Source organism: Vibrio sp. 10N.222.52.C12 (assembly GCF_041474215.1).
GTDB classification, from domain to species: domain Bacteria; phylum Pseudomonadota; class Gammaproteobacteria; order Enterobacterales; family Vibrionaceae; genus Vibrio; species Vibrio crassostreae_C.
In genome coordinates this window covers 1-23,487 of the sequence record NZ_JBFRTR010000136.1, presented here as the reverse complement: position 1 = coordinate 23,487, position 23,487 = coordinate 1, and the positions used below count along the sequence as shown (strand labels likewise).

At 44.4% G+C, this 23,487-nt stretch carries 14 protein-coding genes and 3 pseudogenes; 14 read left to right on the top strand and 3 right to left on the bottom strand.

Annotated elements, in window-relative coordinates:
* A partial coding sequence (locus tag AB4623_RS21220) for a tandem-95 repeat protein (RefSeq protein WP_372147342.1) occupies window positions 1-2,495 on the bottom strand: 2,495 nt, incomplete at its 3' end.
* A 190-nt stretch (window positions 2,496-2,685) separates the two neighbouring features.
* Here AB4623_RS21220 and AB4623_RS21215 point away from each other — a divergent pair.
* From AB4623_RS21215 to AB4623_RS21160, 12 genes and pseudogenes are all read left to right on the top strand, one after another.
* Entirely contained in the window at window positions 2,686-3,036 is a 351-nt protein-coding gene (locus AB4623_RS21215) for a hypothetical protein (RefSeq protein WP_065584860.1), read from the top strand.
* 12 nt (window positions 3,037-3,048) lie between these two features.
* Entirely contained in the window at window positions 3,049-4,398 is a 1,350-nt protein-coding gene (locus AB4623_RS21210; RefSeq protein ID WP_017060459.1) for an HlyD family type I secretion periplasmic adaptor subunit, read from the top strand.
* 3 nt (window positions 4,399-4,401) lie between these two features.
* Window positions 4,402-6,633, top strand: coding sequence for a response regulator (locus AB4623_RS21205; RefSeq protein WP_372147341.1), 2,232 nt, complete (start codon window positions 4,402-4,404; stop codon window positions 6,631-6,633).
* Complete coding sequence (locus AB4623_RS21200; protein ID WP_372147340.1) at window positions 6,608-8,032, top strand: TolC family protein; 1,425 nt, start codon at window positions 6,608-6,610, stop codon at window positions 8,030-8,032. Before AB4623_RS21205 ends, AB4623_RS21200 begins: the two co-directional genes overlap by 26 nt.
* Window positions 8,022-9,608, top strand: a complete 1,587-nt coding sequence (locus tag AB4623_RS21195) for an ABC transporter transmembrane domain-containing protein (protein WP_017060462.1) — start codon at window positions 8,022-8,024, stop codon at window positions 9,606-9,608. The genes AB4623_RS21200 and AB4623_RS21195 overlap by 11 nt, the downstream gene beginning before the upstream one ends.
* Window positions 9,605-11,743 (top strand): ATP-binding cassette domain-containing protein, encoded by a 2,139-nt coding sequence (locus AB4623_RS21190; protein WP_372147339.1) that lies wholly within the window; start codon window positions 9,605-9,607, stop codon window positions 11,741-11,743. Before AB4623_RS21195 ends, AB4623_RS21190 begins: the two co-directional genes overlap by 4 nt.
* A 108-nt stretch (window positions 11,744-11,851) precedes the next feature.
* Entirely contained in the window at window positions 11,852-12,226 is a 375-nt protein-coding gene (locus AB4623_RS21185) for a hypothetical protein (protein ID WP_017060464.1), read from the top strand.
* A gap of 213 nt (window positions 12,227-12,439) precedes the next feature.
* Window positions 12,440-15,643, top strand: coding sequence for a response regulator (locus tag AB4623_RS21180; protein WP_372147338.1), 3,204 nt, complete (start codon window positions 12,440-12,442; stop codon window positions 15,641-15,643).
* Between the two features lie 10 nt (window positions 15,644-15,653).
* Complete coding sequence (locus AB4623_RS21175) at window positions 15,654-16,130, top strand: hypothetical protein (RefSeq protein WP_017060466.1); 477 nt, start codon at window positions 15,654-15,656, stop codon at window positions 16,128-16,130.
* A 1-nt stretch (window position 16,131) separates the two neighbouring features.
* Entirely contained in the window at window positions 16,132-17,211 is a 1,080-nt protein-coding gene (locus AB4623_RS21170) for a sulfate ABC transporter permease (protein ID WP_372101361.1), read from the top strand.
* 259 nt (window positions 17,212-17,470) lie between these two features.
* Window positions 17,471-17,749, top strand: a pseudogene (locus tag AB4623_RS21165) (gamma-glutamyltransferase); the annotation flags it as partial.
* Window positions 17,745-17,957, top strand: a pseudogene (locus tag AB4623_RS21160) (gamma-glutamyltransferase); the annotation flags it as partial. The pseudogenes AB4623_RS21165 and AB4623_RS21160, both read left to right, overlap by 5 nt.
* Window positions 17,958-18,104: 147 nt before the next feature.
* Here AB4623_RS21160 and AB4623_RS21155 read toward each other — a convergent pair.
* Complete coding sequence (locus tag AB4623_RS21155; protein WP_372147337.1) at window positions 18,105-19,163, bottom strand: hypothetical protein; 1,059 nt, start codon at window positions 19,161-19,163, stop codon at window positions 18,105-18,107.
* Between the two features lie 87 nt (window positions 19,164-19,250).
* The gene (locus tag AB4623_RS21150; protein WP_065584866.1) at window positions 19,251-20,582 is read right to left on the bottom strand and encodes an anaerobic sulfatase maturase; all 1,332 of its coding nucleotides are present in this window, start codon (window positions 20,580-20,582) and stop codon (window positions 19,251-19,253) included.
* Window positions 20,583-20,719: 137 nt separating this feature from the next.
* On the opposite strand from AB4623_RS21150, the gene AB4623_RS21145 reads away from it, so the two are divergent.
* Both AB4623_RS21145 and AB4623_RS21140 read left to right on the top strand, forming a co-directional pair.
* The gene (locus AB4623_RS21145; protein ID WP_372147336.1) at window positions 20,720-21,508 is read left to right on the top strand and encodes a formylglycine-generating enzyme family protein; all 789 of its coding nucleotides are present in this window, start codon (window positions 20,720-20,722) and stop codon (window positions 21,506-21,508) included.
* Window positions 21,509-21,673: 165 nt separating this feature from the next.
* Window positions 21,674-23,356: pseudogene (locus tag AB4623_RS21140) on the top strand (alkaline phosphatase family protein).
* The last annotated feature ends 131 nt before the right edge of the window (window positions 23,357-23,487 follow it).

The window sequence follows — 23,487 nt, the reverse complement described above, 5'->3', positions numbered from 1 at the left end:
GCAGTAAGGTCATCGCCCTCTACGTCAGATGCTTGTGATAGCAACTGCTCTTGGCTTAGACGAATCGAACCATCTTCGTCGATTGAGTACGCTAGGTCACCAGACACAGGCGCATCATCAACCGCAGTCACACTCACATCGATGTTTGCAGAGACCGTATCGGTACCATCTGATACATCGAAACCGAAGTTTACGTCGCCATTGAAGTTTTCATTTGGCGCAAAGGTGTACGTACCGTTACCGTTGTCGGTAAGAATACCGTCACCGCCATCGTAGGTCACACCTTCAACCGTTAGGTTGTCACCTTCAATATCAGTAGCACCGGTTAACAGGTCAGCATCGGTGAAGATCAACGTGCCATCTTCTTCAACGCTGAACTGTTGAACTTGAGGGACTGGCAGGTCGTTAACTGGGTTAACGGTTAGGTCAGCTGAAGCTTGAACGGTGTTAGTACCATCAGAGATATCGAAGCTGATATCGATGTCACCGTTGAAGTTCTCATCTGGCGTGATGGTGAAACTGCCGTCATCATTAGCTACAACCGTCGCATCTCCACCAACCGTTAGGCCGCTAGCAGTCAGGTCATCGCCCTCTACGTCAGATGCTTGTGATAGCAATTGCTCTTGGCTTAGACGAATCGAACCATCTTCGTCGATTGAGTACGCTAGGTCACCAGACACAGGCGCATCATCAACCGCAGTCACACTTACATCGATGTTCGCAGAGACCGTATCGGTTCCGTCTGACACATCGAAGCCGAAGTTTACGTCACCATTGAAGTTTTCATTTGGCGCAAAGGTGTATGTACCATTACCGTTGTCGGTAAGAATACCGTCACCGCCATCGTAGGTCACACCTTCAACCGTTAGGTTGTCGCCTTCAATATCAGTCGCACCTGTTAATAGGTCAGCATCAGTGAAAATAAGTGTGCCGTCTTCTTCAACGCTGAACTGTTGGTCTTGAGGTACTGGCAGGTCATTAACTGGGTTAACGGTTAGGTCAGCCGATGCTTGAACCGTATTGGTACCATCTGAGATATCGAAGCTAATATCGATATCACCATTGAAGTTCTCATCTGGCGTGATGGTGAAGCTGCCGTCATCATTAGCTACAACCGTCGCATCTCCACCAACCGTAAGGTCGCTAGCCGTAAGGTCATCGCCCTCTACGTCAGATGCTTGTGATAGCAATTGCTCTTGGCTTAAACGGATAGAACCGTCTTCATCGATTGAGTACGCTAAATCGCCTGACACAGGTGCATCATCAACGGCAGTTACACTCACATCGATGTTGGCAGAGACCGTATCGGTGCCGTCTGATACATCGAAGCCGAAGTTTACGTCGCCATTGAAGTTTTCGTTTGGCGCAAAGGTGTAAGTCCCGTTGCCGTTGTCGGTCAGGATACCGTCGCCACCATCGTAGGTCACACCTTCAACCGTTAGGTTGTCACCTTCAATGTCTGTCGCACCAGAAAGGAGGTCAGCGTCGGTGAATACAAGAGTTCCGTCTTCCTCGATTTCAAACGTTTTATCTTCAGGAACAGGCGCGTCATTAATCGGGCGTACCGTTAAATCAATTGCGCTGCTAATCGTTTCTTGGCCGTCACTGATGTCGAAAGTAAGGTCAAGTTCACCATTAAAATCAGCTGAAGGAACAACGGTGAAAGTACCATCACCATTGTCTTGAACTGTTGCATCATCACCAACTTGAACGTTAGAAGCAACAAGCTCGTCCCCATCTACATCACTTGCGTATTCGAGTAATTGTTCTTGAGTGAATGTTATGGAGCCATCTTCATCCATGATGTAAGCCAGATCTTGTTCAGCTTCTGGCGCATCATTTTCACTTTCCACTTTGATTTTAAACGTTTCGCTTACCGTTTCAGAATCAAAGTCATCCTCTACTTCGCTAATGGTCTCTTCGTCAGAAGCTTGAACATCAACTGCAAACGTCTCTTCTACTGTTTGTGAATCTAGCTCATCACCAACTTGTTGGTCACCCGACTCTGAAGATGTCGCACTCGGCGCTGCTGAAGTACGCGCAGCTTGGCCTTGTTCTTCATTACCTTCAGCGTCTACACCACCTGTCGCAGCCTCTGCGATATCACCACCTACAGCTTGTGCGCCCGCTCCAGCACCGCCACCACTGCCAGCAGCGTTATCCGAGCCAGCTTCAGAAGCGGCTCCACCAACTACATTGGATTGTGCAGCGTCTGAATCTCCATCACTTTCTGGCGTCTCTTCTTGCACAGCCGCACCAGAAGCAGAGGCATCTTCAGCATTACCTGCACCACTCGGATTTTCGTCTAAAGCCTGGTTAACTTCGTCTGCCGCATCCGCATTTTCAGCACCCGTCGCTATTGTCGACGCAATCGTGTTTTGTTGATTTTGTTGATTCTGCTGTTGGGAGGGCGTACCCGCGTCGTTCGTGTCCGTTTGTTCTACCGCGTCATTTAGATCTTCATTTTGGTTGTTTTGGTTATTTTCGCCTGCCATTACAGCCTCCGTTGCTACTAGCTAACTGATCGTATTTATAGAGGCATTAAAGGACATCATTTTGAAAAACCAATTTTTTATACAACATTTTTCATAATTTCTTTTTAAAGAGAAAGAATCAAAAAAAATTTGAAAACTGCCTTTAAAGATCCTTAGTTATTGTGATTAAAGCAATTAAGGGAGTGGAGCGATGATAGACATGACGAATTTGTTGCGCTCGGTCGACAACAACCACAAAGGGCTGCAATTGCTATTAGGCGACTTTTACAATGACTTTTCTGACGCAGCCCTAAATATAGAAGCGCTTCATAAAGGTAATCGTTTTGATGAACTCAACAGTTACTCAAAACGATTGAAGACCATCTTAACGTTGCTTTGCGACCAAGACCTTCCGCCAAAAATGGCCAAATTGGAACACTTGAGTAGACACGAGTTTCCTGCGCCGGAAGATCTAATAGAGGATGTAAAAACTGAATTGCACAACGTCAATCGACAAATCAACCACTTGTTGGATATTAAGGAAGTAATAGATGGCAAGTAACCGAGGTCAGTCATGAGCAATAACCAAATAGAACATCACCTCAGAAAAGCACTTGTTTCCAATAACGAGGCTTCTAAGGTCACAGCTGATGACACTATTGTGCTTGCTAGTGCCATGACCAGCGTTCACAAAACGTTGCTCATTATATTCTTGCTCGCTTTGGTCGCTATCGCCGTGGCGTCACAAGCACGTATTGACATTGTTGTTTCTGTACGTGGAGAACTGCTATTGGAATCGGATGTTGAGAAAGTTCAACATTTAGAAGGCGGGATATTAGAAGAATTGTTAGTCAGAAAAGGGGAAGTCGTTTATGAGGGCCAACCTATCGCTCGAATACGCTCACTTGACCGTAACACTCAACTTGATACCGTCAATACTGAAATTATTCAGATAGAGCTCGATAAGATTCGTTATGAAAGCTTACGCGACATGATAGAGCCTAACTTCGACGCTTTCATTGAGAAATACCCTGAGCAAGTTCAGGTCAACATGAATACCTGGAGACAAGAATTCTCTAAAAACCGTTCAAATGAAGAACTCATTACACACGATATTAAGCACAAGAACTCGTTGATCAGTTCAATGTTAAAGCGTCGCAAAAGTTCAGAGAATCAACTCTCTCTGATACGTAAGCAGCTCAACATCAAAAACACCCTCTATAAAGAAGAGATGGCGTCTTATGTCGACGTTCTTAACATGAAAGTACAAGAGTCGAATATGGTGCGTGAGATTGAGAACCTTGACGAATCTGTGATGAATGAGCGTTTCCAACTCGACAAACTGGAAAAGCAACACCGTGACTTGGTTGAGAATCGAAACTCTGAGTACCAAGCACAAATCATTCAAGCGAACAAAGACCTCAAGCTAAAGCGAATCTTACAACCGCAGCATTCCGACAAGGTTGATCGCCTAGTCGTCTACTCGCCAGTCGATGGTGTGGTCGATAAACTTCACTTCAATTTCCGTTCTGCTGTGATTCCGCCAGGAGAAAGTATCGCCGATATTGCCCCAATAAATAATTCGTTACACGGTGAAGCGAAGATCCCACGTAAAGACATGGGATTTGTCGAAATTGGTCAGGCAGTGAAAGTAAAAATGGATACCTATAACTTTGCAAAATACGGGTTTGTTGAGGGAACCATCGCCTCAATCAGCCGTTCATCATACGAAGAAGAAGACGCTGAATTCTATTTAGCTGAGATTGAAATTGACCGAAACTTTCTTGAACGAGGAGGCACTCAATACAAGTTATCACCTTACATGGAGTTTACCGCTGATGTGAAAACAGGCTCGCGTCGCGTGATCGAATACGCTGCGAAACCGGTGATGTCAGCCATCGAGGATGCTTTCGATGAGAGATAATCAATGAGCGGTAAACCTTCGTACAATATTTCCATACCCGCCCTACGTCTAAGCATACTATTTAGCGTGGTATTGGCTGCGCTCGCTTTCTATTTATACTGTTCTTGGTCAAAAATAGATTCAGTCGCACAAGTGCAAAGCGCCCCACTGCTCATACAAGCCCAGAAGCTTAATCAGACCATAGAACAAGATATTCAAACTCTGCAACAGTGTTTAAGTACCAACACTTGCGGCACTAACCAATTCAACCTGGTTAACTTGAAGCTTGAAATTGATGAATTTCGCTCTTTAGCCTCGTTGAACAAAACCGAGTTCAGCTTGGTTGGGGCAACTGAATACACACAACTGGAATTGGCGATTAATCGTTTCTCCGATAGCGCAAAAACACGTAACGACGTATTAGGCTTGTACCTTTCATTGACCAATAACTATCTGCAGATGGACGACAACTATCGCACCATGTTTAACAACCATGCAAATGACTTAATGTCAGAAAAAAACGAGTTCTTTATCTGGTTGTTTATGGTGGTCGTGATATTGGCTGTGATTACGATTCTATCCAACTCAGTTGCTATGTTGAAGCTAAAGAAATCCAGTTCTAACGAACGCGAAATCGACTATGAATTCGATGCCCTGTATCAAGAGCTGAAGCAGCTAGATTTACAACGTCTTGAAGAGCTTCTTAATGAAGTTAGCATCAACCCCAAGCAGCGTCAGATTTACTCTCATCTCAAACTTATTTTCAGTAAATTAGAAGACCAAAAGCGCAATAACGATCTCTACAAACAGTTGTATGCGCTGATCGGTTATGAGATTCGCGGAATTACAAACACCATCAACGGTGGCGTCCAATATCTGGTTCAAGAAACCGATGAAAACGGCGTGTTGATGGCGAACGATATTACCTCTGCGTGTAGCACACTATCTGAGTTAGCAGAAAACTATAATCGCTTGATATCACAGGGGACGGAAAGCAAGTCGAAAGAGTTCTCTTTACTGAGTGTGTTATCTGAATTAATGATTCATATCAGTGCCAAAGTACAACGTAATGAAAGCCAACTTGACTGTTTTATCTCTGACAACTTACCCAATCGTGTAGAAGGTCAATCCACCAGCTTGTTCTGGATATTGTTCCTGCAGCTTTCCAATGCCATTCAACTCAAATCAAATAAGAAACTGTTTGTAACGATTGAATCGGGTGCGGCTTCAGACATGGAAAATACCCGTGTCACCATCAACCTCAACTTCTTATCAACACTGGATGTTTCTGTTGCCAAGCTCAACAAACTCCATTGGAGCGCACACAAAGACCATACAGCCAGCACAGATGACTTAGCGAAAAGCGTTCTGAAGGATTACGGATATTACGAGAGCCACTGGTTCCAGTCAGGGGCTCAGGAACGTTTTCAGATCGAGCTTGATCTTAAGGCTAAGAACTTCCACACAGAGAAAACTCGCTTTGATGGCAAGCGTTTACTCTTGTGTGCTAATACTCAAGTTCGCATCGATGTGATGAAGAAAATGCTCAGTAATTTGGGGCTGGACATCACCGAGATTCGCACTGCCAATGAGTTATTTTCAGCGGCGAAGACCTTTGGTGATTACGATGCGATTATGCTCACCGATACCTTTGAACCCAACAAACTGCCCTCACTAAGTAAGACTGTGAAATCTCAGCTTAAGAACCACCCAAATACCAAGTTACTGTTGTCAGTGACCAACACTCAGCAAGCACAAGAGTGTCATAGCTTCGTCGACAAAATCATCAACGCCCCTGCTATCCCTTATGAGTTCATTCCAAACCTACTCACCATTATGGAAGCGGAAGCATCGGACGAACAGATGGAGAACAGCTCATTCCTGATCGTAGAGGATGACCGAGTTCAGCAGATTTTACTGAAACGAATCTTGACCAAGCAAGAATACGAACCCGACATGGTTGGCGATGGCGCCGATGCTGTGAAGCACTTCATGAATAAGCGCTCTGACATCATCTTCATGGATTGCATCATGCCGGGGATGGGCGGCATCGAAGCAACAAAACGTATTCGCCAATTCGAACAACAAAACGAGAAAAACCCTTGTACCATCATAGGTGCAACCGCATTGACCAGCAGTAACGAACACCAGGCTTGTATTGAGGCCGGAATGGATTACGTAATCAGCAAACCTTATAAAAGCGACCAAATCATCAAGGTGATCAACAAGTATGTGGCGGTACAAAAACTTAACTAGCAGCATCATAGCTGCGCTTACATTAAGCACGACACCTTCAGCATCGGCGACTACCCTGCTTGAGGCGGTAGAACTCGGTCTGCAGAACAGCCTTTCTCTTCGGGCGAGTGATAAAGGGGTCGAAGAGAACGAGTACAACATTGGTATCAGCCGCTCAAAATTTCTTCCTTCCCTCAATGGTGCTGCCGATACCACATGGAACGAGAATGAAACCTTGCTATCAAGTGTGCCTGATGAAACTTCAAGCTATAACTCGAACAGCTACAGCCTTTCCCTTTCTCAATCGATCTTCAATCTGGGCGATATTTTCAAATATGGGACGGCAAAGCTCGACTTCAACATTGAAGATATTAAACACGAGAACAAAATCCAAAGCACTATTTCAGAAATCGGCTCTCAATACTTTGAGTATTTGAAAAACAACGCACAAATTAAAGCGACCAAGGTAGAGCTTAAGTCGTCTGAGACGCGTGAACATCAAATGCGACGCAATGTGGAACTCGGCAATACAGCCGCCAGTGAGCTTTACGAAGTGATTGCTCAGAAAGAAGGTGTGTCGAATCGATTGAGAACCTTGCAGAAAGACCGTCGCGTCATTCTCAACGGGCTATCGATTCAGATTCAATACCCTATCACTCCGTCTCAAGATATCTACGAAAGTGTGCCTTTAAAAGAGATAAACGAAACCGAACAACGATCAATCATGGATCAAGCGTTAAAGCTCAACAACGACTTGTTAGTGGCTAAGAAAAACGTCGAGAGAAGCCGCAGAAGCTTAAAAGAGAGCGGTTCGAACTTCTTACCGACCGTATCGCTTTCAGCCAGCTATCGACACGATGACGCCAATAACTTCGACAAAACCGACATTACAGCGACAGGCGAAAGTAACTCAACCAGTGTTGGGTTAAACCTAGCAGTTCCTATCTTGTCTGGTGGCTCTGATTACTACGGCTATCAAAAATCATCGACGGCCATCGAACGTACTGAGCTGCTTTACCAAGATTCGCTTTACACCACACGTAACAGTGTGAATACCTCCGTGCTCAACATTAACGATTTCTCGCAGTCTATAAGCAGTTACGAAAACATCATTCGCGCCAACTACGCGTCTTATAAAGGGATCCAAAGAGCCTACCAATTGGGCACGCGTACTATCACCGACTTGCTGGCGGCGGAAAGTAAACTATTCAGCGCCTTAAGAGACTACGAAAGCGCACGATACGACTACATCATCGAGACCATCAAGCTTGAGCAAATTAAGGGAATACTCTCAATTCAATCTATCGAAAGCGTGATGCAATTAATGAGCGATATTGAGGGACGAGACAATCAAGATTTGGTGCCTAAACATCTTCTCTCAACGGAGTCGTTGAGGAAAGGAGGTCGCAATGCAAACTGAGCAGTTTTCGCAAAAGATCAACATGGCAGATAAGTGTTATCTGACTTTCTCAACGATAATATCGACCCTGTTTGGTTTGGTACTGCCCTTCTCCATTCTGATCATTTTTGACCGAGTGTTACCCAACCAAGCACAAGATACTCTGTTCTTATTGTTCGCGATTATCTTGATTTCTATCTTCCTCGACTATCACTTAAAAAATCAGGAAGAGAAGATTTCCTCTGTCATCATGAGGCAGTTTGAGACCAACTTAACCAATAAGGTATTTCAATCCATCTGTTTGGCGGAAATCTCTAAGTTCCGACGTTTGGAGCCAGGCGAATACCTAGAACGAATCTCAACCATTCCTGAATTGAAAACCTTCTTTGGTGGCGAATCGGTTCGAGCGCTTATCAACCTTGCCGTCAGCGTGATCACTATCCTCATCATAGGACTCATCAACATATGGGCTGGCATTACCCTTCTGATTGCCTCTGTCATCTTGGCTATTTTTGCGTGGAGCCTTTCCAAACAAAAGATTGGTAGTTTGCAGAATAAGTCAGACATCGAAGGGTTAACTACCTCCAAAATCATTGAGATCATCTCTAGCCCGCTTGATATCAAAGCTCGAAATATGGAATACCGCGTTGAAAGCCTGATGACACAAATGGTCGAAGAGCGCGAAGTTGAGAACATCAAATATGAGCAGATTGAATCTAACTTCAGCCTAATATTGGCGCTCATCCAACAGCTTTCTATAGCTTGTGTTGTTGTGGTACTGGCAACGGCCGTTATCAATATGGAATCTAGCCAAGGCATCATGGCCGCGATCATCATGCTAACCAACCGTTATTTTGCGCCTTACCAACAAGTGATGCGCACCGCGAGCCGTTGGGAGTTAAACAAACTCCATATTCAGCGTATCGTTGACCTCCTTGAATTGGCCGCCTCTGTTGAACACCAACATGAAACAACAGAAGTAGAACGTATCTCGGTTAAGTATTCTGAAAAGCAGCGTATCGAGTTCGAACTCGGACAAGCCTATTTGCTGACAGGGAAAAGTGGTTCAGGTAAGACCCACCTCGCTAACTGTATTACGCGTCAGAACAGTGATAGCAAACTAGATATCATGATTAACGACACGCCTTTGGATGACGTCAATTACAACGTTTGGCGTAACAGTGTTCTGATGGTTGATAAGACCAGTTCGTTCGTAGAAGGGACGATTATCGATAACCTCACCTGTTTCCGCCCAAGCTTGAATAACACGGCGTTTGCACTGTGTGAAACCATGAACATCAAAGCTCAAATTGATGGGCTTCCTGCCGGTTTTTATACAGAACTCAAAGGCCATATGCGTAACCCATTCTCACGCCAAGTTGGCTACGCCCTATTATTAGTTCGCGCCCTGCTCGCCAGTAAGCGCGTATTGATATTTGATGACATCGACTGTGTGTTTGATGAGGAATTTGCACGAATGGTTCTCACCAGTACGGCTTATCGAGCCAACGACAAAATCTTGATCATCGCCAGTAATAAAATGGACAAGCTTAACCATCGCCTCAAACGCGTAAAACTTACCGGAGGTGACCAATGAGTATCTTAGTCGACTTCAATAATGTACCGCAACGTGTCTTGGATTTTGAATCCAGCGGATACGACGAACGTTACAGTCAATCGCCACTTATCCGCGGTTTGGCCTACACCTTGATAGCACTCGAATGGGAAGGCACACCCGCGATACTCAGCGATGCTTTTATTCCGAAACACAAAGACAGCGACAGCTTTACAGCAACCATAGAGCGTCTTGGGTATCGCTGTGATGTGACCAAATTAAAGACACTCGAGAATATAGATAAACACCCTCAGCCATGCTTTATTGAAATAGAGAATCTAAGTGCGATTTTCTTAGGCACCAAAGATGGAAAGTTGCTGCTGTTTGATTACACGAACAACAACACCATTGAATACCCAATGTGCAAAAAGCCCTGTTTGCTGATTGCGATTAGCGAATATTCTCGTCTGTTCCGCGAGCCACCTCCGGAATCGCAAGACAGAAGCAATTGGATTAAATACGCTTTCTATCGTTATAACAATGAACTTAAAAGCCTGATCATTCTCAGCTTCGTCATCAGTATTCTCGGTGCATTGCAGCCATTCTTTATTATGAGTGTATATAACTTCGCACTGACTTCGAGCTCCGAAGCCACACTCTATTGGCTAACCTTATTCGCCATTATTGTCGGCTTCTCTGAATACTTCTTTAAGAAAATGCGGGTCAACATCATTGCCACTTCCGGTAAAGACCTCGCCGTGCACATCTCGCAAGCCGTTATATCTAAATTGCTTTGGCTACCCTATGCGATGACATCTACTGCTGGGGTCTCTTCTCAGCTAGCACGTTTGAAAGATATCGATACCTTCCGACGCTTGGTGACTGCCGAATCGACGCTCAGCTATTTTGATATGCCGTTTGTGATCGTATTTATCATCGCCATTGCTCTGATGTCTGGTACAGCGGCATTAGTGGTGATGGGTGGTTTAATCCTGATGTTAGTGTTCTGTATTTACTCTCGCTATATCTACTCGCAAGCCACATCCAAAAGTTCGCGCGCCAATGCGATGGTCTCGTATCAATGGAACGAAATCCTTCGTGGTATCAAAACAATCCAAGGCCTGCCTTTACTTCGTGTCGTTCAATCTCGATTCAGTGCATCGCATATGCAAAGCACCAGCGATGCAGAGAACGTTGCCGTAACGAACAGTAAGATTCAGGCCGCTGGCGGTAGTTTGATCCAAGTGATTGGCACAGCAAGTATCGTGACTGCAGTTATTGGCGTGATGGAAGGTACTTCTGATGCGGGTGCCATGCTCGCGACCGTTATTCTGGTTTGGAAAGCGTTAGGCCCAATCATGGGTATCTATAACTCAATTTCCAAGTTCCAGTCGATCAAAGCTTCGTCCGCACAGATCAACAATTTAATGTCGATGAATGACGACAAATTAACCTTAGAGAAAAGCCCGCCTATTCGCCTGTTCCAAGGCAGCATCGTGGGCAGCGGTGTCAGTCACCGATACGCGGGAGCAGCAACCGGCTTAACTAACTTGGGGTTCAAAATCCCACCCAGTGCAAAAGTGGTCATTTGTGGCCCAACGGGCTGCGGCAAAACCACCTTAATTTCAATCATTGCTGGGTTAGAAGACCGCTATCAAGGCGCAGTCTCTGTCGATGGTTACAACATTAAACAGTTCAATAGCTACCGTTATCGCACCTCGATTAACTACATCCCTTTTAATTTGCATATTTTTGAAAGCTCACTCGAGACCAACTTCATTCTACACAACGGGCTGATTCCAACAGACAAGATGCAAGAGATGGTGAGCTTCTTCGAGTTAGATGAATGGCTTCCGGAAGGCTTAGCTACTCAGTTAAGCGTGGATAAATGCAAAAGTCTCCCGAATGGAATTCAACAAAAATTGCGTCTGGCACTCGGCTTAGGTAACTGTGAGCAATCTCTGATTATTATTGATGAGCCATTCAATGGTGCAGAAAATGAAAATGCGCAGTACTTTAACCGTTTGTTCAGCGATAAGTTGCTGAATAAAACAGTCATTTTTTCGACCAACGACCCTGGTTTGATCGCAACATCAAACATGAGTTTAGTGTTAGAGCCGGATGGAAATTTGAAATATTTTGGCTTAACAGACAAATACTTAAACAGCTTAAGCTAAAACCTCAACGCTTAATCACAATTCGCTATTTAGGGAAATGGATATAATTGACAAATTCATAAGCGAGAGGGATGATTCGCCCCAATACCACAGGTAACAAGGAAGAATATGTACACATTCGTTGCAGACAAGCTTGATGTAGCTTACTTATCCGCAATTCCTGAAAACCACCAACTTCAGGAGTGCGATGTACCTGAAGAAGAGATGGAGCTTCGAGAGATCGTTGAGGTTTGGTATGAGTCTGCCTTCCTACCCGCTTTCAATCTTCAGAAAATAGACATTGAGAACAAAGCAGAGCTCACCATCGTACAAATGCACGTATTCAGCAATGATACGAGCACACTCGCCTTCCTACTAAAAAACAGAGTGTATCGCGCCGCACTTAACAGAATGCTCGGTATTTGGACATTAGAACCCTCTGCAAAAACCGTATTAGAGCAACTTCTTTTCGAATTAAGCCTCGATAACAATCGTCCTCATTAGTAAGCTTTTTAAGTGATTCATCAATAAGCATAAAATTAAACAAACTGCCAAACGCTATAAATTACTAATAAAAGAACGCATTTCAAAATAAGCTCTGGAATCACAAGAACTTATACCTCTCCCACACTTACGTAAAATTTACCGTTTCAAAGTTTCCATATCGGCATTTTTATTCTACTGTTTTTATATAACGACAGTTGGATGGATCCTTATATGGCGATTACGGTTTGGAATAACCTTTCAGTCAAACATAAACTCTTTGGCTTAGTTCTACTTCCCATTTCATTATTACTCTTCCTAGCAGGTAGACAGGCTTATATATTAACGACTCAGTTAACCGATTTTGAACGAACCAATCAGTTATCTGTCTATCTTCAAGATATTTCTATTTTGTATAGAAGTACCTTAGCCTCTAGCCCTGAAGAGTTTGCTACTCAAAGCAACCAAGTAAAGGCAGAACTTAAAAACCTGTCTCCCATCATTTTTTTAGACGCATCTGATGAAATGAATCAACTTGTTGCCGATTTCAGCGAAGCGACCTTATCGACGATGCAAGTGACTGACACTTACGATAAATTGGATGCCCTCGAATGGCAGAGCGATTTATACAAGCAACTGTTACTTGAAGTAGAGAAAGTCCCTTTTGAAAACACTAAACGTGAAATTCAACAGCACCTCACTGCCCTTCAACAACTTGAGTGGTTGATGTTTTGGTCGAACGAAGAGTTCAAGCTTGGTAGTTCACTGATTGAGATCTTCCAAATCAGCCAAGAGTACGACCCAGAACTCGCCGAACAGATCAAAACCTTGAGTGAAAGACAGCAATTGTTCTTAGAGCGCTTTGTTTCATTGAACGCCAACGAACATCAAGTTTCTTTGATGGTTGAAGTGTTTCGAAATGATGTGTTTGCTCAAAGCCAAGAGATAAGAAGCGCGCTACTCGACCTAAATACAATCAGCCAACTGACGCCACAAGAAGTGTCTGTCGGCTTAGAAGCGATGAGCGCACGGCTCAACTTATTACAAAGCCTTGGCGGCGTAATCAAGCAAGAGTTTCAACAAGAAGTTGAGCAAGCCATCTATGACGCGCAAATACAACGAACCCTGTTTATTTCAATCGTCGCTTTGCTGGCTGCGATTGTTATGGGTTTAACTCTTAGCTTGGCGAGACAAGTCACTAACAACCTTAATTTGGTGTTAGCTTTCTTAAAAAGCGAAAATGATGACACGCGCCCTTCTTTAGATAAATTAATCCAAGGTAAAGATGAACTCAGTCTGTTTGCTCAGCAAGTTGAACGATTGACCATCGAACGAGAGCTCGCGAAAGAGAGATTGACGGTAGCAAAAGAAGACGCAGAGAGAGCCAAAGAGGATGCCGAACACGCGAAAGACCACGCAATACAAGCCAGCAAAGCAAAAAGTAGCTTCTTGGCCAACATGTCTCATGAAATTCGCACCCCGCTCAATGGTGTTATTGGTATTTCGGAAATCCTCGCAGATACGCCGCTCACACCCACACAGCGTGATTATGTGGATACGATTGAAACTTCATCCCAACTGCTACTTAGCTTAATCAACGATATCTTAGACTTCTCTAAAATTGAGTCTGGCATGCTATTAATCAGCCCGCATTCTGCATCGATTAGAGAGTCGATATACGACATCGCCTCTATTGTGGCACCAAAAGCGAAAGAACAAAAAATATCGGTTAACGTTGATATCAGCCCAGACACACCAGCTCGCGTGATGATCGACGATCACCGCTTAAGACAAATCCTAATGAACTTTATGTCGAATGCAGTGAAGTTTACGGCAGAAGGTGGCGTCACATTATCAATCCAAACGCTCGAACAATCTGACGATAATGTCACCATTCGATTTGCCGTTCGCGACACAGGTATTGGTATCGATTCAAAGCAACAAAAACAAATATTTGAACCCTTCGCTCAAGAGGATGATTCAACAACCAGACAATTCGGTGGTACCGGTCTTGGCCTTGCTATTAGTACTCAGTTGGTCGAGTTAATGGGCGGCCAGATACAACTTGATTCAGTTAAAGGTGAAGGCAGTTGTTTCTACTTCGACCTAGCATTGGCTGTTGATTTGATGTTACCGAAACCAAGCACTGCCTCAGCAAATATTTATATTCTAGGTAATGAGAACATGCTTTCTGAGCGAATAGAAAGCGACCTTAACCTTTATGGTTTGAAGGTTACCGATAAAACGAATGATATAACGGCAATTACAGAGCAGCTCTCCACTCAAAAACACACTAAACCTATTACTGTTGTTTTCGCCGAAGATGACGCATTCCTAGCTAATACCCACGCAGATAACTTAGAAAAGCTGCACCAAAACGGCATCACTATCTGTTTGATACGTTCCTTCTTAAGTGAGCCAGCGGATCTTGGTGACAGCGTTACTGCACAAGTCGCACAGCCCCTACTCGGCTTGCGTTTAATTAAAGCTATTGAGCTTTGTGATACTCGAGGTTTGGCGGAACTATCAGAAGCAAGCCAGACATCAGTCGAGATCCAACACAAAATCCTCATCGTTGAAGACAACAAGATCAACCAAAAAATTGCTGGTCTTCATGTCGGTAAAAGTGGTTTTGAATTCGAGTTCGCTAATAATGGTCAAGAAGCTGTGGACATGTTCACCGCTAATCCTCATTACGCGGCGATACTCATGGACTGCATGATGCCGGTTATGGATGGCTTTGATGCAACAAGCAACATCCGAAGAATTGAAAAAGAAACGGAAGCGACGCGACGCATCCCTATCATTGCATTGACCGCCAGTGTCATCGATGACGATATTCAGAGGTGTTTCGACGTTGGTATGGATGACTATGCACCAAAACCATTCAAGTTCGAAATGCTTAAAGAGAAAGTACTCACCGCGGTAGAAGCTATGCCACTACCAGCTTCCTATAAAGCTCAACCTAAGAAACAACCTGCAACTGTCACTCCAATTATCAACGGGGCTGCGACCAAACGTACTTTGCCTGAAGAAGCGGAACAAAACGCAATTCCGAGCAAATCAGAGAGAATCTTGCTAGTCGAAGACAACCGCGTCAATCAAAAAGTAGCTTCTATCATGCTGAAGAAGGCCGGATATGCCTTTGAAATTGCAGACAACGGACAAATTGCCGTTGATATGTACCAGAACGACAGTAGCTTCGACATTATTTTGATGGATTGCATGATGCCTGTTATGGACGGTTTCACGGCAACTAAGGAGATTCGAGAACACGAGAAAAACCAAGGCTTAAGCAAAACTCCTATTATCGCGTTAACCGCCAGTGTTATCGATGATGATATTCAAAAGTGCTTTGATTCCGGAATGGATGGATACGTAGCGAAGCCCGTAAGAAAAGAAAAGCTATTCCATCAAATAGAAAGTGCGACTTGTTAGGAGATACCTCATGGATTGGATTAGAACAATAAAAACACTTCCCCGCAGAGTCATGTTGCCAGTCGCGGTAGGGCTATTAGGAAGCTTGCTTTTTCTAAGCCCTGCTCACGCCGCTGAAGATTATGCCATATTTTCTTTAGACTCCGGATTTGAAGAGATATCAATAAACAAAGCGCGAAAGCTCTATAGAGGGAAAACTAAGCACCTCAATGGCAAACGTGTTGAACTGTCTGATTGGCCTGAGAACAGTGCCGAAAGAGAGGACTTTTATCAGCTTTTGCTTGGAAAAAATGCCGCTCAAATGAATGCACACTGGGCTGGTTTATCTTTTTCAGGAAAAGCGCGTTATCCAAGAGAAATCAAAACGGCGTCAACCGACAGCTTAGTCGACTGGCTTGATGACAAACCAAACCGTATTGGTTACTCCCCACTCTCTTCGGTTCCTCAAAATGCCAACGTTCTCTACGTTATAAGTTCGGAGAAATAATATGAAAAGAATAATTACGTCAGTGTTATGTGCCTCAATGGCCTCTCCGGCTTTTGCGAATATCGAACTTACCGATAATTTATCCTTGAGTGGCTTTGGCTCAACGTCTTGGGCAACATCGGATAACGATAATCCATTAATCATCAACCGCGGTTTTACTGATGAGAGCTGTTACGACTGTGATACCACATTTGGTGTTCAACTCGATTACTTCTACAACTCATTCAAAGCTTCCGTGCAAGTTGTCAAGCCACCCCAATATGATTGGAGTGAGCCGCAGCTAGAGTGGGCTTACTTAGGTTATGAATTTAATGACTTTGATGTCAGCATTGGTCGATTACGACTGCCACTGTTCCTTGCCTCTGAGTACTACTATGTAGGCCAAGCCTATATGACCGCGAGGCCACCGACAGAGGTGTATAACAGCGTTCTCGGAATCACAGCTTTCAATGGCATAAAAGTGAGCTGGACTCACGATGTCAGTGACGAAGCTACTCTTTTACTTACTCCGTTTATCGGCATAAAAGATAAAAATGACGTAGATTTCAACTCGACTACAAAACTGGAATTTGAAACCAATCGCATGCTCGGCGCAAATCTGCAGCTAAGCGGTGATAGCTACCGTTGGAATTTATCTTTCCTAGATTCAAATTTCGATCAGATTGTGATCACAACAATTCCCGGAGTACCGACCCCATTCAGAACTGAGCAAGACAACAAGCATATACAACTTTGGTCATTAGGAGCAGAATACGAACTGGGTCAATTTGTTTTGACAAGTGAAGGACAGATCAGTGACATCTCGTCCTCGATGTACGCTAGTTTGGGCTACAGACTAGATTTATTCACTCCATACGTCGTTTACGGAGCAGAGTTTGATTCTCACGAACACCTAACAGGAAACAGCTACCTAATTGGTGTGGATTACGATGTGTTACCTAACGTCTCCATCAATGGCGAAGTGCAATATTTTGAGGCTCGTAAAGCAAACGGTGCCTTTGTTGAGAATTTCAACGCACTTACTGGTTTTGATGACAAAGATGCCGTCCTTTATACCATCATGTTGAGTTTCGTCTTCTAACCCAAAATTAGACAATCACCATTAAATAAAAGCCCAAGGTAATCAAATAACCTTGGGCTTTTTAATGTCTTTGAATTGTCATGCGTAACAAGCCATAACATTGGTCTTAACTATCCTTTAATAGAAAAACATTTAGTTGGTTTGGCGATTAATGTCAGAGCCGTCAATATTGTGTAAGAAGGCTGCAAACTAAAGAACTTCACTACCTTAATTTGGTCAACCTAAGAGCGAATAAACAGATACCTTAAACGGAGAACGCATGCGAATAGCGACTTTATCTTTAAGTTTGGTTTCAGCGGTCGGTTTCGCGGCTAACCCAAATCCTTTTCCAATTACGCCAGACGAAACTGGCGAAGAGTTTATGGTAAGTGCAACGAATCCATATGTAAGCAGCACTGGGTATTCGGTACTCAAGCAAGGAGGTAATGCAGTCGATGCAATGGTGGCGATGCAGATGACAATGTCGGTGGTTGAACCGGATATGACTGGGATCGGCGGTGGTACTTTTGCGCTGTTTTACCAAAAAGACAAAGACCAAGATTGATCGCACCAAACCTTACGACCCAACGGGTTTGCTCGTCGAAAAGAAAACCTACGCCGAAATGTTAGTACCAGAGTTCATGCAGCTCGGTTATCCGGTGCATGTCATTCCAGTCGTCAGTGGCTTGAATGCCATTGAAGTCAAAGATGGCAAGATCTATGGCGCGACCGACAGACGCCGTGCATCAAGCTCTATGGGTGAATAATAAAACGAAATGGGCAAGTAACAGGCTTGCCCTTATTTTGTCTTTAGTTACTTGAACCTCGTCTAAGCAGTTCATGGATGCGAAAAAGCCAGTCGAACGTGTCGACTGGCTTTTCATTATAGGCTTCGCTAATTACTCATTAGGATATTATGAGCTTGGCGCTACTCGTTTATCTTTCAACTGATCAATAACATAGTCAGGAGCTACTTTACCTAGCTCACCTAAGCAATCATCGGTCTTTTCATTTCCGTAGCGCACATAGATATCGCATACCGCGTATAGCTGCTCTGGAGAACCAGAGATCAAATATGCTTTCTCGAACGATTTAGTCGACTTGTCGATATCCAACTCTTCTTGTAATACCCCATTTAGGTACCAGTAGTAGCTGTTATCTTTCGCTAGCTTCGCAGCCACTTCAATCTCTTTGGCTGCCGCAGTTTTGTCTTCAAGGCGAACCAGAGTCAACGATTTCGAATAATGCAGAGCGGCGTTGTTTGGCACGCTCTCCAAACCACGATCTAATACTTCGACTGCTTGCTTATCTTTGTTCTGAGCTCGAAAATTATCTGCGTAGCTCAACCAAACTTGCGCTTCTTTTGGATGCGTATTGATCAGCTCTAGATAAACCGTTTCCGCCTTATCCCAGTCATTGTGCCAACGAAGCACATCAGCAAACAGTAATTGGTACTTTTCAGATTCTTGCGTTTCCAAGAAGCTAATAAGCTCTATGACTGGTGGTTCAATTTGTGCTTTCTGCTCGTCATCCAATGCATTGAAGTCACGGACTAGGTTTGACGTTGCCGTATGGCGAACCATGGTATCGCTGTCTTTTAGCAAGGGTGAAACTAACGCCCAGCGATGTTCAAGTTGGTAAGGTTCAGAACCGATAACCGCCGCTTCACGAACTTCAGGGTTTTGATCTTTTAAGCCTCTTGCCACCGCCACCAGCGCATTTTGGCTTGGATATGAAGCAAGCTCTTGCAGTGCACCAGTACGATTTTCAACAGATTGATTCTGATCTTGTGCCATGTAAGACAACTGTTGAATGCGGGTTTGAGTGTCCGTCATTTCAAGCACTTGATTGATACTTTGTGCTGGCGCGTCAACCGTTTGTTGAACGCTATTCGCAGCCATCGCAGACGTTGAAATTAATGCGGACGTTGAAATCAATAAAGCAACAGCCGTCGCTAAACTCTTCTTCATCATAGTATTACCTTAAACTGGAGAACTTAGCCTGTCCTTAGACTCGTATCTGATTAAATTTATCTTGGACCTGTTGATCCAAAGAACGAGTTAAAACTTGGTCTCGAACGTAGCTTGTTGCGCCTGTTTTGCTCGATGCGCCATCAATACTGAGTCGCTGAATTTACCATGAGCAACCGGATGCCCCATCGCGCGAGCGATGTACGCCATCGACTTATCGACATGAGAAAAGAACTTATGCCAACCAGCACATAAGTAGTTCAAACCCGGTTCACCTACACGAGTTTTGATAAAGCGGTTCTTAGGGCACTCACCATGACAAGCGAACTTGTAATCACACTGCTGACATTGACTGGTCAGTGTACGGGATTTAGCAAAACCAAACTTTTGCTGTGGTGCGCTGTACGCCAAATCATCAAGTTTCTCGTGATGAATATTGCCAATCTTGTATTCAGGGTAAACATAATGGTCGCATGAAAATACGTCGCCATTTGGCTCCATTGCCAAGCCCTTTCCGCATATCTCATTCAAGGTACACAGTGGGTTCGGACGCCCAATCCATGTTTCTACGCTCGCTTCAAAATACTGAACAAACACCTTGCCGATGTCGTTCTTGGCCCACTCGTCAAACACAGAAATCAAGAAGTTACCCCAAGCCAAGTCCGACACACACCACGATTCCATGATTGAATCTTTATGGCCGGGGATCAGGCGTTTGTCGCCTTGTTTAAGCTGCTCGCTTACTTGGGATGTTTGTGGTGCAACCGTTCGGAACGTTTTCTGTTCAACGATAGGAATAAACTGCATTTGCGGTGACTTCACCACATCACGTAGGAAGCGATAGACCTCAAGTGCATTTTGACTGGTGAGGTTATTCACACAGGTAAGCGTTGCGAACTTCACTTGGTGTTTGTGCAGCAGCTCCACAGCCGCCATCACTTGTTTGAATGTGCCACGGCCAGCTCTGTTAACACGATAAGCATTGTGCAGCATTTCAGGACCATCAATACTCAAACCGATCAGGAAGTTGTTCTTCGCAAGAAACTCAGCCCAATCATCATTCAACAATGTACCATTGGTTTGTAAGTCGTTTGAAATCAATACACCTTCAGGTTGGTACTTTTTCTGTAGCTCAACCACGCGTTCAAAATACGCCAAGCCTAGCATGGTCGGTTCACCGCCCTGCCATGAGAAGATGATTTCTGCCGTGTTTTGACCTTCGATGTATTGTCGGATGTAGGTTTCTAACGTCTCATCATCCATTCTTGGAGAACTGCCTTTCTTGTACTCCAACAAATCTTGCTTACTTAGGTAGTAACAATATTTACAGTCAATGTTGCATGCTGCGCCAATCGGCTTAGCCATGACATGCAAGCGCTTAGACGCTTTACCGTTATATTGTGGACCTTGAGTAATATGCATGATTTACCTACCTATTTTAGTATTCTGGACCCATCATAATTCCTATTCGAACAGGTGACATGTTATACCCTTTATAACCAATAGGAATGACCTTAAACGTTAGAATTAGACCCTATTTCGAACATCTGAGGCACGTGATGAAATTTCTTAATTACAAACAGTTAGCAACAATTAGCAGCGTCACCATGACTATCCTTCTGAGTGGCTGTGCAAGCGTGCCTACACACCCCATCGCCCAACAAATTGACCAAGAGATGGTGTTGGTTGAAGGCGGCACATTCACCATGGGGTCGAACGGTCCAGAAGCGACCAAAGCAGAGCGTCCTGCACGTAATGTAACTGTAGATAGTTTCTATATTGCGAAGTTCGAGGTGACTCAAGAATTGTTCGAATCGGTGATGGGTTCATCTCTCAGTTATTTCCAAAACCCACAAGTTCCGGTCAATAACCTTAGTTGGCAGCAAGCAAACTATTTTGTTGAGCAGTTGAATGAATTAACGGGTGAAGAATACCGTCTGCCTACTGAAGCTGAATGGGAATTTGCAGCCAAAGGTGGCAATAAAAGTAAAGGCTATACTTACAGTGGTTCCAATAACTTAGATGATGTTGCATGGTACTCAGCAAATTCTAAAAATAGCGCACATCCAGTCGGGCTAAAGAAACCAAATGAACTAGGCTTATATGACATGACAGGAAACGTGGGCGAGTTTGTTATCGATGCCTTCGATGACACCTTCTACCGATTCGGTCCAACAGACAACCCTAACAACGCAAAACACAGCGACGTCGGTTTATCACACAAATCGGTTCGCGGTGGCAGCTTTGCTTATGACGAAAATGAATCTGAAAGTTACCGTCGTGACTTCGCAAGCCAATCGATCACTATGTCAGATATGGGGCTGCGTTTAGTTAAGGATGTGAGCTAGCTAACGAAGCGAACTAACTAAAGATGCCGAAGGTTATGGTTCACTAATCGTCACCAACAATACTAAAAATACGATTCGCACTGCACACACGTTACAAATCTGGCCAAACGTTGGAAACCTGACCAAACATTAGAACTCAGCGGCAACAGTGAATAAGGAAACTCTATGCAATACACCAAGCTTTCAGGACTAACCCTCGCGTTACTCTGCGCTCTCCCAGCTTCAGCTGAGAAAAAGCCAAATCTAGTCCTTTAAATCACGGTAGATGGCCTGCGCGCAGATCTAATCGAACGATATAAGCAAAACTTCGGTGAAGGCGGTTTCCGGTACTTAATGGATTATGGTACCTACTACACCAACGCAAACTACCAACATGGCAACACGGAAACGATCGTGGGCCATGTGTCGCTTGCAACAGGTGCTCCACCGAGCGTACACGGCATGGTAGGTAATGTTTGGTATGACCGTAGCGAAGAACGTTTGGTGTATAACGTAGAAGACGGTAACTACCAAATGCTGACCTCTGGTGCAGGTGTCGATAAAGCAACAGAGATCGACCCAACGCAGAAGACAGCACAAGGCGATGGCCGCTCTCCAGAGCCAATACTCTCCACCACGTTTGGTGACGAACTGACGATTTCCAATAGTGGCAAATCAAAAGTATTCGGTTTATCAGTGAAAGACCGCGGCGCAATCTCATTGGCAGGACACAGTGGTAAAGCCTTCTGGTTCTCCAAAGCACAATCGGAGTTTGTCACCAGTAACTATTACTATGACGAGTATCCAAATTGGGTATCACGCTGGAACGAGAAAGCGATTGCTGCTCAGTATTCCAAACAGAAATGGGAGCTCTCATTACCGCGTGATAAATACACGTTGCAAGAACACGATACCGAACACAAAGTGAAACTCGGTGACTTCCAACGCACCTTCCCTCATCCTTATGGCCCGGCAAGTTACAAGTACTACAGCACAACGCTAACCGTCAGCCCTGCTGGTGACGAAATCACGGAAAACTTCGCTAGCACCTTGTTGATGCAAGAGAAGCTTGGCCAAGGCGACGTGACCGATTATCTGTCAGTGAGTTTCTCATCAAATGACTACGTGGTGCACCTTTACGGCCCTGAAAGCCTAGAAACAGAAGACAACCTTATCCGACTTGATAAGACTCTCGCTAAGCTTTTCAAAACCGTGGATAACCAAGTCGGGCTAGAAAACACATTGATTGTGCTGTCTGCCGACCACGGTGTACCTGAATCTTCACCTGCGGCAAATGCGCTTGGTTTCAATCAAGCTCAATACTTCAATAAAGACACACTACTCTCGAGTGGTGTTGAGAAACGATTGAAGGATGAATTTGGTTTAACCAAAGACGCGATTCGCTTGTACGCACAACCTTACATCTATCTGAATCATGATCTGATCGCTGAGAAGAAGCTTGATCTGGCTAAGGTCCAAGAAGCTATTGCGGATGAAATTGCAAAAGTGAAAGGTGTTGCGTTTGCTGTATCAAGTAGTGACATTGCGGCTAACCGAGTACCGGATACGCATGTGATGCAGCTAATTAAAAACAACTACCACCCTGCTCGTTCTGGCGACGTGTACGTAGTATTTGCACCGCGCAGCTACATTAACGACATGGAAGGCCTCCAAATTGCCTCTACACATCGTTCTCCGTGGAAATACGACACTCATGTGCCTGTGATCTTTGCAGGCTACGACGTTGAAGCTAAGAAGGTATCGCGAGCAGTGACGCCATATGACATTGCGCCAACGCTTTCGAACAAACTGGGTATCACCCAACCAAGCGGGTCAATCGGAGAAGTGCTGCAAGAGATCACTGAGTAGACTCAATCTCTAAGGTTTCGTGAGCTAGATTTCGAATCCAGCACCCACTCAATAAAAGAGCCGTTTATCTGTTTCTGACTCACTAGGTCGAAACAAATAAGGTTCATCGCGCATTAGCGGGAACTAAAAAC